This is a genomic window from Arthrobacter sp. UYEF21 (genome assembly GCF_040546085.1).
Taxonomy (GTDB): domain Bacteria; phylum Actinomycetota; class Actinomycetes; order Actinomycetales; family Micrococcaceae; genus Arthrobacter.
On record NZ_JBEPNF010000001.1, the window covers coordinates 211,618 to 224,382 of the forward strand.

General features: G+C 66.2%; 17 protein-coding genes and 1 riboswitch. Of the genes, 2 read left to right on the forward strand and 15 right to left on the reverse strand.

The genetic code is table 11. The features are described from left to right. The 11 genes from ABIB27_RS00960 to ABIB27_RS01010 form a co-directional block, all read right to left on the reverse strand. Complete coding sequence (locus ABIB27_RS00960) at positions 1 to 138, reverse strand: hypothetical protein (RefSeq protein ID WP_354213980.1); 138 nt, start codon at positions 136 to 138, stop codon at positions 1 to 3. Positions 139 to 219: 81 nt separating this feature from the next. Next, positions 220 to 588, reverse strand: a complete 369-nt coding sequence (locus ABIB27_RS00965) for a hypothetical protein (protein WP_354213981.1) — start codon at positions 586 to 588, stop codon at positions 220 to 222. A gap of 70 nt (positions 589 to 658) precedes the next feature. Beyond that, positions 659 to 1,087 carry a fluoride efflux transporter FluC gene (locus ABIB27_RS00970; RefSeq protein WP_354213982.1) on the reverse strand — a complete coding sequence of 143 codons (429 nt, stop codon included), beginning with the start codon at positions 1,085 to 1,087 and terminating at the stop codon, positions 659 to 661. Positions 1,088 to 1,104: 17 nt separating this feature from the next. Then, positions 1,105 to 1,503, reverse strand: a complete 399-nt coding sequence (locus ABIB27_RS00975) for a fluoride efflux transporter FluC (RefSeq protein WP_354213983.1) — start codon at positions 1,501 to 1,503, stop codon at positions 1,105 to 1,107. A 32-nt stretch (positions 1,504 to 1,535) separates the two neighbouring features. Then, positions 1,536 to 2,249, reverse strand: a complete 714-nt coding sequence (locus ABIB27_RS00980; protein WP_354213984.1) for a metal-dependent transcriptional regulator — start codon at positions 2,247 to 2,249, stop codon at positions 1,536 to 1,538. 31 nt (positions 2,250 to 2,280) lie between these two features. After that, on the reverse strand, positions 2,281 to 3,039 hold the full coding sequence (locus ABIB27_RS00985) for a class I SAM-dependent methyltransferase (protein ID WP_354213985.1): 759 nt from the start codon (positions 3,037 to 3,039) through the stop codon (positions 2,281 to 2,283). A gap of 102 nt (positions 3,040 to 3,141) precedes the next feature. Next, positions 3,142 to 4,563, reverse strand: coding sequence for an aminotransferase class V-fold PLP-dependent enzyme (locus ABIB27_RS00990; protein ID WP_502909080.1), 1,422 nt, complete (start codon positions 4,561 to 4,563; stop codon positions 3,142 to 3,144). 35 nt (positions 4,564 to 4,598) lie between these two features. Further along, positions 4,599 to 4,712, reverse strand: a riboswitch (SAM riboswitch). Positions 4,713 to 4,871: 159 nt separating this feature from the next. Next, complete coding sequence (gene hisN / locus ABIB27_RS00995; protein ID WP_354213986.1) at positions 4,872 to 5,684, reverse strand: histidinol-phosphatase; 813 nt, start codon at positions 5,682 to 5,684, stop codon at positions 4,872 to 4,874. A gap of 55 nt (positions 5,685 to 5,739) precedes the next feature. After that, positions 5,740 to 6,855 (reverse strand): ribosome small subunit-dependent GTPase A, encoded by a 1,116-nt coding sequence (gene rsgA, locus ABIB27_RS01000; RefSeq protein ID WP_354213987.1) that lies wholly within the window; start codon positions 6,853 to 6,855, stop codon positions 5,740 to 5,742. Then, positions 6,839 to 8,230, reverse strand: a complete 1,392-nt coding sequence (gene aroA / locus ABIB27_RS01005) for a 3-phosphoshikimate 1-carboxyvinyltransferase (RefSeq protein WP_354213989.1) — start codon at positions 8,228 to 8,230, stop codon at positions 6,839 to 6,841. Before aroA ends, rsgA begins: the two co-directional genes overlap by 17 nt. 6 nt (positions 8,231 to 8,236) lie before the next feature. After that, complete coding sequence (locus tag ABIB27_RS01010; RefSeq protein ID WP_354213990.1) at positions 8,237 to 8,773, reverse strand: DoxX family protein; 537 nt, start codon at positions 8,771 to 8,773, stop codon at positions 8,237 to 8,239. Positions 8,774 to 9,016: 243 nt separating this feature from the next. On the opposite strand from ABIB27_RS01010, the gene ABIB27_RS01015 reads away from it, so the two are divergent. Both ABIB27_RS01015 and rsrA read left to right on the forward strand, forming a co-directional pair. Beyond that, complete coding sequence (locus ABIB27_RS01015) at positions 9,017 to 9,892, forward strand: sigma-70 family RNA polymerase sigma factor (protein ID WP_354214406.1); 876 nt, start codon at positions 9,017 to 9,019, stop codon at positions 9,890 to 9,892. Further along, positions 9,889 to 10,149: a mycothiol system anti-sigma-R factor gene (rsrA, locus tag ABIB27_RS01020; RefSeq protein ID WP_354213991.1), complete on the forward strand. Its 261-nt coding sequence runs from the start codon at positions 9,889 to 9,891 to the stop codon at positions 10,147 to 10,149. The genes ABIB27_RS01015 and rsrA overlap by 4 nt, the downstream gene beginning before the upstream one ends. Before the next feature lie 120 nt (positions 10,150 to 10,269). Here the strand turns inward: rsrA and ABIB27_RS19355 are convergent, their stop codons facing one another. From ABIB27_RS19355 to ABIB27_RS01035, 4 genes are all read right to left on the reverse strand, one after another. Then, positions 10,270 to 10,344 carry a 50S ribosomal protein bL37 gene (locus tag ABIB27_RS19355; protein WP_104061284.1) on the reverse strand — a complete coding sequence of 25 codons (75 nt, stop codon included), beginning with the start codon at positions 10,342 to 10,344 and terminating at the stop codon, positions 10,270 to 10,272. Between the two features lie 105 nt (positions 10,345 to 10,449). Next, positions 10,450 to 11,064 carry a PadR family transcriptional regulator gene (locus ABIB27_RS01025; protein WP_354213992.1) on the reverse strand — a complete coding sequence of 205 codons (615 nt, stop codon included), beginning with the start codon at positions 11,062 to 11,064 and terminating at the stop codon, positions 10,450 to 10,452. Continuing rightward, on the reverse strand, positions 11,064 to 11,906 hold the full coding sequence (locus tag ABIB27_RS01030; RefSeq protein WP_354213993.1) for a DUF4097 family beta strand repeat-containing protein: 843 nt from the start codon (positions 11,904 to 11,906) through the stop codon (positions 11,064 to 11,066). Before ABIB27_RS01030 ends, ABIB27_RS01025 begins: the two co-directional genes overlap by 1 nt. A gap of 222 nt (positions 11,907 to 12,128) precedes the next feature. Beyond that, positions 12,129 to 12,728 carry a GDSL-type esterase/lipase family protein gene (locus ABIB27_RS01035; protein WP_354213994.1) on the reverse strand — a complete coding sequence of 200 codons (600 nt, stop codon included), beginning with the start codon at positions 12,726 to 12,728 and terminating at the stop codon, positions 12,129 to 12,131. Between the last annotated feature and the right edge of the window lie 37 nt (positions 12,729 to 12,765).

Sequence of the window (12,765 nt, forward strand, 5' to 3'; positions counted from 1 at the left end):
CTACCGGCGCTTCTTCAGATGCGCCACCGGATCCGGTGCGCCTTCCAGGGGGCTCTTGGCCTTCTTTTCCGCGCGTTTTTCCTTGATGGTTTTAACTGGCTTCTTGTTCAGCTGCTGGTGCGGTGATTTATCCGGCATGGCGTGCTCCTTACGACGGGGGACGGACTACGTCCCTCTTCGTAAAGTACCCCTGATTTGCGCCGAATGATATGCCCGGAATCAGGCAGGTGCGGGGACGTCCGCGATGCCCACAAAGCGGGTCCCGACGCCGTCGAACTCGCTCCTGATGAACCCCGCCTGAGTGCGCGGCACCTCATCGGGGGCGTGATGCTCGCAGACGACGTAGGTGAAGTCCGGCCACCATTTCTTGGGCCGGGCCGCTTCCTCATAACCGCAGACGGCGCATTCGAGGTGGACCCACACCGGGCGCTTGCCTGTGCGGTTGGCCCGCGACTGGACCAGCCAGGCCGGCGGGTTGTCAAGAATCTCGCCCAGTTCCGCCTCGCTCAGGCGCTTGGGGATGCCATGGCGCTGGGCCATTTCCATCGGTACATCAAGGGCAATTGCCGCGTCACGTCTGCTAATCATCAGAGTCAACGATACGGGACGGCACCAAACCCGGCCGGGCCGGACCTTACGCTCCGTGCGGGTGGCAGGCTCAGGATGCCAGGGCGATGCCCACCGCCGCACCGGCGAAACCTGCAATCAGGTTGGCGCCGACATTAAGGGCTGCAGCGCCGAGCCGCGACTCGCTCAGGAGCCGGACCGTGGCAGTAGTCCAGGAACTGAAGGTGGTCAGCCCGCCGGCAAGGCCAGTTGCGACGGCGGTCTGCCACTCAGGCGTCAAACCGAGTTTTCCGGTGATCCCGATGGACAGCCCGATGATCAGGCAACCCGCGACGTTGACCACCAGCGTGGCCCACGGCCAGTGCCGCGGCGTACTGGCGCGGCCGCCGCTGCCGGTACCGCTGGTGCCACCGACAGCGCTCGGTCCTGGCTGCCCCGTACGGTGCGCAAACCAGCTGTCGACGGCGAACCGCAACAGGGCGCCCCCCATACCGAAGACGCCCACCAGGACTGCACCCATCACAGGACCAAACCCCCTCACGAAGCCACCAGGTCGGCCACGAGCCGCCCCGTCCGCCACCCACCGGCCGCAGCGCCCAGCCCGAGCAGCAGGGACAGCCCCAGATAGCCAAGCCACAGGGGATGCTCACCGGCCCGCGCCAGTTGGTCCATCGAGAAAACCACGGCCGAGAAGGTGGTGAAAGAACCCAACAGCCCCGGTCCAAGCCCTGCCCGGAGCCAGAAGGCGGTATGCGGGCGCGCGATCCACACTGTTGTGAGGGCCGCCAGGACGAAGCTCCCGGCCACGTTGATGCCCAGCGTGGTCCAGGGGATTGCGCCGGCATGTTCCGGAAAGGCGAGCCCCAGGCCATAACGAAGTTCCGTTCCGGCGAGCCCGCCAGCCGCTACGGCCAGCCAGGCGCGCCAGTCAGGCATGCCGTACCTGGTCATTCGGCAGCGTGCTTCATTCAGCGGTCACCGAGCGTGCAGCCGGCGTGGGGGCGGTCGGTGTGGACCCACAGCGCAGCCGTGACTGCGTCGGCCAGGTCGAACTCCCGCGTCGTGCCGGCATTGCTGATCCGCACCACCAGAGCCCCGCCGAAGGGCTTGCGGCCCATGACCTCCACATTGGCGTCGAGGTCGATTTCCTCTGCCGAAAGGTATCGGAGCAGGTCCGGGTTCTCGTCGCTGATCCGGGTGATCCGGCCCGTGTGGCCGGGGTCGAGTTGGCCAAGCAGGTGCGCCTCCGGCATCAGGACTTCCCCATCCGCCGTCGGGATTGGATCCCCGTGGGGGTCGCGTTCGGGGTTGCCCAGTTTTGCTGCCATACGCTCGATAAACGTGTCCGACACCGCATGCTCAAGAAGCTCGGCTTCGTCGTGGACTTCATCCCAGCTGTAGCCGAGTTCCTGGACGAGGTAGGTCTCGATGAGGCGGTGGCGGCGGACCATGGACAGCGCCAGCCGGATACCTGCCGCGGTGAGGGTGATGGCGCTGTACGGTTTGTGGTCCACCAGGCCCTGGTCCTTGAGCTTGCGGACCATCTCCGAGACCGAGGAGTTGGCCACGCCCAGGCGCTGGGCCAGTTGCGAGGAGGTGATGGGCTTGTCCTGCCACTCCGTGAAGCCGTAGATGACCTTGACGTAGTCCTCGATGGAGGAAGAGGGGGCGCTGGACTTCACGGGTCCAAGCCTACCCGGTGGTCCGTGGCCGTCACGCCTTGACGGCCCGCCACGTCAGGGTCAGGTACGGCAGGGCGATGTCGTCGTCGGCGTTGTGCCCCAAATGTTCGTGCAGGTACCAGTCGAGGTTCGCCAGGACCTTGCTCCGGGTGGCTTCGTTGGCACGCAGGTAGTAGCTGCGCGACTTCGTCAGCTCCATAATGTCCGCCGTGCTGAGGCTGTCATCCCAGCGGGTCACGTGGCTCTCGAGGCCCTCGAACTCCGGCCCAACCGCCGGCCGGAAGCCAGGTTTGTAGACGTCTCCGGCGTGCATAATGCGAGACAACCTGTGCACCCAGGGAAGTGACGTGTCCAGCTGGTTCCAAATCAGTCCCAGCGTTCCGCCGGGCCGGAGGATCCGCGCCAGTTCGGTGCTGGCCGGCACCGGATCGCACCAGTGCCACGCCTGGGCAACGCTGACGACGTCGAACGTAGAGTCAGGCAGGCCGGTGGCCTCGGCGGTCCCCTGGGTTGCCGCTACCGCCGGATAGTGGGCCCGCAGCTGTTCCAGCATGTCTGCGGACGGGTCCACGGCGGTGACAGCCAGGCCCCGCTCCAACAGGAGCGCGGCAAATTTGCCGGTACCGGCGCCCACATCGACAGCCTCACGGGCGCCGGCCGGGACCAGCCAGTCGGCGGAATCATCAGGGTAGCCGGGGCGCACCTTTTGATAGTGTTCGCCGCCGTCCTGGAAGCTCTGCCCGAGCTCCAGACGGCGTCCGTGCTCGAGCTTGGGGCCACCCCGTGCCACGTGCGGCCTCCTTCAACTGTGCCCATGCGTATCCTTCGAATTTACCGCATGGCCGCGCATCGTCAGTCAGCCGGTCAGTCCCGGCCTTAGTCGTCAGCGCCCTCAGTCATCGAGGCAGGGAGCGGCTCCGGCCGTGCCGGGGGTGTTCGGTGCCCAGTGCGGGTACGTGCGCGTGTCGTTGGCCGGAACCCAGCGGCCGGAATCCACCACATAGTCCCAGCCCAGGCCCGTGCTGCGGAGCTGTTCGAGGCCGGCCAGGAGCCGCTGGGCGTCCTCCAACCGGGAGCCGACGCCGAAGCTGGCCCGCAGGGATCCCGACGGGAGGCCGAGGCGCTTCAGCAGCGGGTGCGCGCAGAAGCGGCCGTCCCGCAGGCCAACGCCGTGCTCGGCCGAGAGATACGCGGCCACCAATCCGGCGTCGTAACCGGCCACTGAGAAATTCACGACGCCGATGGTGCCGGTGCCAGGGTCTGTGTCCGAGAAGATCTGGTGGACGGTGACGCCGTCGATCTTCCCGAGCCCGTCCACCAGGAATGACCGGATGGCTGCCTCATGGGCGTGCCAGCGGTCCTGGTCCAGCGACGCGATGACCTGCGTGGCGCGGGCCAGCGTGGCGGCCCCCAACACGTTGGGGGAGCCGCCCTCGTGGCGGGCGGGTCCGGTAGCCCAGCTGACGCCGTCGAGCTTTGCCTCCCGGACGGCGCCGCCGCCTGCCAGATGCGGCGTACCGGAGTCGAGCCAGTCGGTGCGTCCCACCAGGACCCCGGCACCAAACGGGGCGTAGAGCTTGTGGCCGGAGAAGGCGAGGTAGTCGACGTCGTCCGCGCTGATGTTGATGCGACGGTGCGGCGCCAGCTGCGCGGCGTCCACCACGATCCGCGCCCCGTATTCGTGGGCGAGGGCGGCCAGTGCCCTAATCGGGAGGATCTCGCCGGTGACGTTGGAGGCGCCGGTGACCGCGAGCAGGCTGACGTTGCCCTGCTCAAGTTCGGCACGGAGGACCTCGATGGTCCCGGCAACCGTGTCGGCGGCGACCACACTGCGGTGCGGGACGCCCTGCCACGGAAGCAGGTTGGCGTGGTGCTCGATGTCCAGGTAGAGAACGTCACCGGTGGGCCGCCCGTCCGTTTGCGGGAGGCAACCCGCGAGGAGGTTCAGCGAGTCAGTGGTGTTCCGCGTGAAGACGACGGAGTCGTCGTGGCGGCCGCCTACGAAGTCCCGGACGATGTTCCGGGCGTTCTCGTAAACGGACGTGCTGATCTGCGACGCATAGCCGGCACCGCGGTGGACGCTGGCATAGAACGGCAGGATCTCGTTGAGGTAGGCGGACACAATGGAGAGTGCGGGGGCGGACGCGCCGTAGTCCAGGTTTGCGTACCTGACGTGACCGCCCTGGATCAGCGGAGCCTGGATTTCCGCACCGGTGACGGCGGACAGCGGGCGTCCCGCAAGGGCGCCTGGTTCGCTGGAAAGACCGGTGGCGACGGTGTTCTGGATGGCGGGGGAGACGGTGGCAGTAGTCACGGGGACCTCACTCAAAAAGGATTCCCGGTCCCGGGAATCCGCGCTTGCCGGGTCCGTTCCGGACCGGCCTGGTCGTCACCCGGGGCACCCCACCGCGAATGGAGGGTTGCCGGCCAGCAAACCGGGGTTTAGCGCTGGCACTCGTGACCTGTTAAGGAGCCTATTTCATCGCTGCGGCCGGAGAAAAGCCCGGCTGAATGTTAAGTCGTTTATTACGTTCATTTACCCAGAAGGCGATTCTTGCGAACATAAGGCGGCGGACGCCCCCTTCAGGAGGCGCCCGCCGTCGATAATTCGGTAAAGTGCGCCTACAGCAGATCGTCCAGGCCGGGATTGAGGCGTTTGAGGACCTCGGAGTGCAGGATCGAGTTGGTGGCCAGCGCATTGCCGCCGAATGGCCCGTCCTGGCCCTCCAATGAGGTGAACCGGCCGCCGGCCTCCACCACGATGGGGACCAGGGCCGCCATGTCGTACAGGTTCAGCTCCGGCTCGCAGGCGATGTCAACGGAGCCTTCGGCCACCATGCAGTAGGACCAGAAATCGCCGTACGCGCGCGTCCGCCAGACGTCCTCGGTCAAGCCCAGGAAGTCATCCAGGTTGCCGCGTTCCTTCCAGCCGCCCAGGCTTGAATAAGACAGCGAGGCATCCGCGAGGTTGGACACATTCGAGACACGGAGCCGGGTTGCTGCGGCAAGGGACCTGCCCATGTAAGCGCCGGCGCCCTTTGCTGCCCACCAGCGTTTGCCCAGCGCGGGTGCGCTGACCACGCCCACCACAGGTTCGCCCTCGTCCACGAGCGCGATTAGCGTGGCCCAGACGGGGACGCCGCGGACAAAATTCTTGGTGCCGTCGATCGGATCAATGATCCAGCGGCGGGAGCCGTGGCCGGAGCTGCCGAATTCCTCACCGAGTACGGCGTCCCGGGGGCGCGAGCGGGACAGCTGGCCGCGGATGGCCTCTTCAGCCGACTTGTCCGCATCAGTGACCGGCGTCAGGTCAGGCTTGGTCTCGATGTGCAGGTCCAGCGCCTTGAAGCGGCTCATGGTCTGGTCATCCACGGAATCTGCCAGCACGTGGGCCAGGCGCAGGTCATCGTTGTAGCTCGAAGCGGGTTGGATCATGGTTCCAAACTACCGTCTAACGGGCTCAGGGTCGGGGACGTCGGGCGCCGGTCCTCTAGCCCACGCTGCCCAGTTCCTTGGATTCCTGGCCTTCCAGCCGCGGGTCGCTGCCCAGCAGGCGCCGCAGCGAAGCAAGCCGGGCCGGGCCGGTGGGACCGGCCTGCCCTTCGGCCACCCACGAGTCCAGCCCGCACTTGACCGCGGCCGCGTTGTGTTTGCAGCCACGCTCGCACGCATCCGTGCCAGGCTCCAGGTCCGGGAACGACCGCAGGATCCGGTCCGGGTCCACGTGCGCCAGGCCGAACGAGCGGATGCCGGGGGTGTCGATGATCCAGCTGCCGGCCGGGGCGCCTGCCAGCTTCAAGGCAAGGGCCGACGACGACGTGTGGCGGCCGCGGCCCGTCACCGCGTTCACGCCGCCCGTGGCCCGTTCGGCGCCGGTGAGAGCGTTCACCATAGTGGACTTGCCCACGCCCGAATGGCCCAGCATCACGGTGACTTTGCCGTCGAGGTAGGCACGTAGCATTGAAACGGCGTCGCCGTCCAGGCGGGCCGAGAGGCCGTCATCGGAACGCGCGTCGATGCCGGAGGCGGCGGAGTCGGCCGTCCGGCTGATGATCACCGGAAAGTCCAGGTGCTCATAGTTGGACAGCAGTTCTGCGGGATCCTTGACATCCGCCTTGGTGACGAGCAGCAGCGGCTCAATGCCGGCGTCGTATGCGGCCACCAGAGCGCGGTCGATGAAGCCGGTGCGCGGCTCCGGGTTCGCGGCGGCCACCACCACCACCAGCTGGTCGGCGTTGGCCACCACGGCACGCTCGATCGGATCCGTGTCATCGGCGCTGCGGCGCAACAAAGTGCGTCGGTCCTGGATCCGGACCAGGCGGGCCAGGGTGTCGGGCTCGCCGGAAACGTCCCCCACCAGCGAGACGAAGTCACCGGCCACCACAGGGGAGCGGCGCAGTTCACGGGCCCGTGCGGCGATGATGATCCGCTCGTCGCCCGAGTCCTCACCCACGACGGCGGTGTACCGGCCGCGGTCCACGGTGATGATGCGGCCCGTGACGGCGTCGTCGTGGCTGGGGCGGTCCTTGGTGCGCGGCCGTGAGCCTTTTTTGCTGGGGCGGATCCGGACGTCGGACTCGTCCCAGGAGTCAGTGCTGCGGGCCACCGCTGGAACCTTCCGTGCCGTCGCCGGCTGCTGTGCCCTGCGCGAGCATGTCCGCCCACATCTGTGGGAACTCCGGCATGGTCTTGGCGGTGGTGGCGATGTCCTGCACCTCGATTCCCGGCACGGCCAGGCCGAGGATTGCCCCGGCCGTGGCCATTCGGTGGTCCGCGTAGGTGTGGACGACGCCGGCGTGCAGCTTGGCCGGGCGGATCACCAGCCCATCGCTGGTTTCCTCGGCATCGCCGCCAAGCAGGTTGATTTCGGTGACCAGCGCTGCCAGCCTGTCCGTCTCGTGGCCGCGAAGGTGGGCGATGCCGGTCAGCTGCGACGGACCGCTGGCCAGGGCACACAGAGCCGCCAGTGTGGGGGCGAGCTCGCTGGTTTCGTCAAACACGGCTCCCTTGATCTCCGGGCCGCCCGTGACGGTCAGGACGCCATCAGCCAGGCTGACCTTCGCGCCCATATCCACCAGGATGGTCCGCCAGAGATCGCCCACCTGGGTGGTTCCGGCCGGCCAGTTCGGGATCCTCACCGTTCCGGCGGAGGCCAGGGCCGCAGCCAGGAAGGGGCCGGCGTTGGAGAGGTCCTGTTCGATGCGCTGGTCAAACGCGCGGATAGGGCCTGGTGCCACCACCCAGTTGTTGGGCACGGAATCGTCCACCGACACCCCGACGCCGCGGAGTACCGCCACCGTCATGTTGATGTGGTCAAGGCTGGGCACCGGTCCGCCCGCGTGCTCCAGATGGAGGCCGTCCGTGAACCGCGCGCCCACCAGCAGGAGGGCCGAAACAAACTGTGACGACGCGCTGGCGTCGATCACCAGGTGGCCGCCGCGGACTTCCCCGGTTCCTTCAACGGTGAACGGCAGCGCCGAGGGGGCCGCGCCGTCGTCCGCTGTCAGGGCCACGCCGAGCGCCTGCAGCGCCTCGATGATGGTGCCCATGGGGCGCTTCCGGGCGTGGGGGTCGCCGTCGAAAACACTGGCGCCCGTCCGCAGGGCCGCAAGCGGCGGGACAAACCGCATCACCGTTCCGGCCAGGCCGCAATCAATGTGCGTCCGTGACGACGGCGCCTCCTGGCTCAGGGGCGTGACCTCCAGGTCCGGTCCAAACGCGCCGTCGCCGGGCACCTCTGTAATGGTGGCGCCCAACTGGCGGAGGGCGTCAATCATGAGGGCGGAGTCGCGGGAATGCAGGGGGGCCCGCAGCCGCGATGGTCCGTCAGCCAGTGCGGCCAGGACAAGGAACCTGTTGGTCAGGGACTTTGAACCCGGCACGGTGACGGTGGCGTTGATCGGCCGGCTCGCAAACGGCGCGGGCCAGTACGGGACGGTATCGGCGGAACCGGGATAATCAGTCGGGGTGGAACCGGTCATCCGTCCTTACGCCCCCGTTGCGTGTTCCACGGCGCGGCGTACGGCCTTGTCCGCCTTGTGGAACTGCTTTCCGGTGGTCTTCCGGGCACCCGCAGCAGACTTCCGGGCGTCGGCAGCGATGTGCTCGGCACGCCAGGCGAGGCCGGGCTTGCCGGCCGTGTCCATCGATGCCAGCAGGGCGCCGCCGCTCAGGGAGACGTTCTTGAGGAGCTGGTTGCGGCGCGCCTCGCGGCCAGCCTTGGTGCTTATATCCGCGCTGCGCCACTCCACAAACGTGTTCAGAAGCGAAATGGCGGTGAGCAGTGTTGCCGCGAGGCGGCTGAACTTACCCAGGCCGAACAGGACGCCTGCACCCACCTGCGTTCCGCCGATCACCCGAGCCAGCATTTTCTCGTCAGCCTGGAACGGCAGGGACGCCGCGGCCTTCCGCAGGAGGGGAGAGAGCTGTTGCGCGGTGTCATCGGCGTTCTTCAGCTTGTCCAGTCCGGCGATAACGAAACTGGATGCCAGCATGGGCCGGGCGAGAGTACGGACAAAGGACATGGATTTCCTCCTGGCTGGACGAACCGCACCGAATGCGGCGGAGTCCGTTCTAGTCTTGCACTTTTGCGGAATATTTGCCCGCCGCCAGCGGTTATGGATTGCGGGTCCGACGAACACCTGTCGGCTCTAATCATGGCCGGACCACTGGTTGCCGGGACAGCGCTGGCCTGCCTCGTGTCAGCTTGAGAGAGAGTGGAGTTGCCCTTGAGGTTTCTGAAGGACGGCCCGGAGACTTCCGGCCCCGTGGCACTGCAGGCCCTGGAATCCGATCCCCCAGAGTACGGAACGCCGCGTGCCAAAGCCGTCACAGTAGACTTGAGCGCAATGAGTACCGTGGATCCGGCCGTTGCGGCCATGTATGAAGCCTCGCGACCTAACGACAATTCCGCTGGCGACGCCAAGCCTGATGCGGCTTCGACTGTGCCTGAAACGCCGGCACCCGAAACAACGGCGCTTGAAGCCGTTGGACCTGGTTCGTCGGAGCAGCCCGTGGACATCGCCACAGAGTCAGCCGAAGAACGGCGCATCCGCTTCGAGCGCGACGCCATGCAGTACGTGGACCAGCTGTACTCGGCTGCCATGCGTATGGCCAGGAATCCCGCCGACGCAGAGGACCTGGTGCAGGAGGCCTACACCAAGGCGTTTTCCGCGTTCCACCAGTACAAACCCGGCACCAACCTCAAGGCCTGGCTGTACCGGATCCTGACCAACACTTACATAAATCTTTACCGCAAGCGGCAGCGCGAGCCGCTGCAGTCTAACTCGGACACTATCGAGGACTGGCAGCTGGCCCGGGCGGAATCGCACACCTCCCGCGGCCTGCGGTCCGCCGAAGCGGAGGCACTGGACCACCTGCCTGACTCTGACGTCAAGCGCGCTCTTCAGTCCATTCCGGAGGAGTTCCGGCTGGCGGTCTATTTTGCCGACGTCGAGGGCTACGCGTACAAGGAAATTTCCGACATCATGAACACGCCCATCGGTACCGTGATGTCCCGGCTTCACCGCGGCCGGAAAATGTTGCGGGACCTGCTGGCGGACTATGCCGCCGAACGAGGATTCAAAGGCGCCGTCGAATCACAGGACACGGCCGCAAGCACAAAACAGGAGAACAGGAAATGAGCGACTGCCAAGGATTGGGCGACTGCGATGACGCCCGGATGCAACGCATCTACGAGTATCTCGACGGAGCATTGACCCGCGAGGACATCACGGAAATCAAGCGACACCTTGACGACTGTCCTGAATGCACCGAGCAATACGACCTGGAGTGCGTGATCCGCAACATGGTCAAGCGCTCCTGCACCGAGGCCGCGCCGGACAACCTGAAGAACGCGATCCTCGACCGGATCCACTCGATCCGGCCCGTGGACGCCTGAACTGGTTGGACGCCCGCACATGGTGGCTGCCTGATACAGAATTGCAGGCATAGACGAAGGACCCCGGAAACCAGGTGGCTTCCGGGGTCCTTCGCCTAAACCGTTACTCCAAGCATTGGCTTAGGCGTTGGGGCGCTTCCCGTGGTTCGCGCCGCCACGCTTACGGTCACGACGTTTACGTGCACGCTTGCTCATAGCTGGCCTCCTTAAATGTTGGTACTCAAAAGAGCTGCCCTCAAGTCTCCCACACCATGGGACACGCCGCGAAACGCGTCCCCCTGAACGACGGCGCCCGGCCGTTCAGCCCGGCAGCGAGTTACGGATGGAAATGCGCGCCTGGTCCAGGACTGCCCTCACCGTCTCCAAAGTAACGGGGCTGAGCGGCTGACGGCTGGCTTGGAGGCGCAGCTCAACGCGGAGATCGTCCCGGAATGCCTGGAGCAGCATCTCGGCCTCCTTGAGTTCGCGGATCCCCTCGGAGGACTGCCGGGTGGCCGCCTTCCTGAAGTCGGCGGCGCGGGCCGTGGAGCGTGCCGCTTCGGCCGTGGCGGCCAGGTCTGCCCGCAGGCCCCGCATGTTGGCGCGGATGTCCGCACGCAGGTTGTCCGCCAGCCGGCGGACCGAGGCGGAAATGTCATTCTCGACGCCGGCGAGTTCGTCCCGGCGCTTGTTCAGTTCCGCGAGCCCTGCTGCAGTGATGCGGTAGTTGGTGCGGCGGCCGGCTGACTCGGTGGCAACGAGCCCCGCCTCCTCAAGTTTCCCGAGGCGGGGGTAGATGGTGCCGGCGCTGGGGGAGTAGGTGCCGCCGAACCGCTCGCTGAGTGCCTTGATCAGCTCATAGCCATGCTTGGGCCCGGACTCCAGCAGCGCCAGGAGGTAGAGCCGCAGTGCACCATGGGCGAACACTGGGGGCATTAGTGCCCTGCTTCCGGATCTTGTGCTTGCTCGTTCCGGGCGGGCTGGCCGTGGAAGATGGACGTTTTGCCGGACACCGAGTTGGTGCGGACCAGCATCAGCTTGCTGTCGGGGCCGGCAATGGTTTCCACCTTGCCGCCGGGCTGTGAGTACTGATGGTCATCGATCACCACAACGCCGCTGGCGGACTTGACCACGATGTCCACGCCGACGTCGTGCGGCAGCCTGATGGTGACATCACCCGAGACGGAATTCGCACCGAAGTCATTCGTGAAGCTGAGCAGATCGAAACTCATGTCACCGCTGACGGTGTTGGCGCGGATGTTGCTGAACCGGCCGGACGCCGTGACCTCGCCGGAGACGCTCTTGGCGGTGAGGACGCCGTCGTGGTTCCGGGCGATGACTTCGCCGCTGACGGTGTTGACGTGCAGCTGCCCGCACGTCCCGTCAGCCATCACGGAGCCAGATACGGTGTTGAGCCGGGTACGGCCGCTGACGCCGGAGACCAGGCCATCTCCGCTTACGGTGCCGGCCTCCACCTCGACGCCTGCGGGCACGGCGATGCTGATGACTGCCGAATTGTTGCTGTTGTGGTTGACGGTCCCCATTAGGTTCTTGAACCAGCCCTGCGGGCCATGGAGCTGATGGCGGACCTCAAGCCTGCCCTCTGTCAGGGAAACTGCGACCGGATCACCCTGGACGTCGTTGATCTCCACACGGGCAACGGAGCCGGCGTGCGCGACGACGTCAAACCTCCCGCGGACCATGCCGAGCTTCAGCGATTTGACATCGTCAACGTCAATGACTTGCGGGCCTGTGACGGTCCAGCTGTTCTCTGCCATGAGCCCTCCAAGGCCGCGATATATCGTGACTGATATCCCAAGATACAACGCGCTGCACGGCAGGTCAAGATATATCGCGAGTGGAGTAAGGCGGATCGCTTCCCACCCCCAACGCTCTCTCACTTGTTGCGGGTTTTCCAGGGACGCTCTCCAGCTGTCTTCAAGACAGTGAGAGAGCGTCCGGTAATAACCTGCAGTAAGTGAGAGAGGGTGTGGCCGGAGCTACTCGGGCGCGTCCATCTTCAGCCACTGGAACCAGCCGCGGTGCAGGACCAGCCAGGCCATCAGCCCATAACCCGCTTGCCCGGGGGTACCGCTGTTTGCGGCGAGGTCCTGGCGCCACTGTTCGTGGTTCAGGAGCGGGGAGAAGGTGTCCACGTACAGGTGCTTGCGCCGTGTGGTGACGTCCGCGAAGGCGGTGTTCAACTCGGCGAGGCGGCGGTTCTGGGCAGGGTCCAGCGTGGGAGGCGGCCCCACCACGAACACCTCGATCCGGTTTTGTGACGCGGTATCGAGGATGTTGGCCAGGTTCAGGCGGCTCCGCGCCGTGGAGAGGCCAAATTCGATGTCCCGGCCCGAAAGGCCGATCACCAGGCGGTTCTCGTGGTGGGCGCCGAAGCGGCGCCCGGCCTCTTCCAGCCAGCGGGCGGCGAGCCCCTCCGTTCCTTCCTGGGGACAAGGGAGGGCATAGCTTTCCATGGCCACGCCGTCCTGCGGAGTGCGGGCCAGTACGCGGCCCAGCCAGCCGAGCGCCCTGGGATCGCCCAGCCCGGCCAGCAGTTCATCTCCAACAGCTGCGAGCCGCAGCTTCCTGTCTTCCACAAGTCCCTCTTAACGTCCGTGCCGACTGTTGCCAATC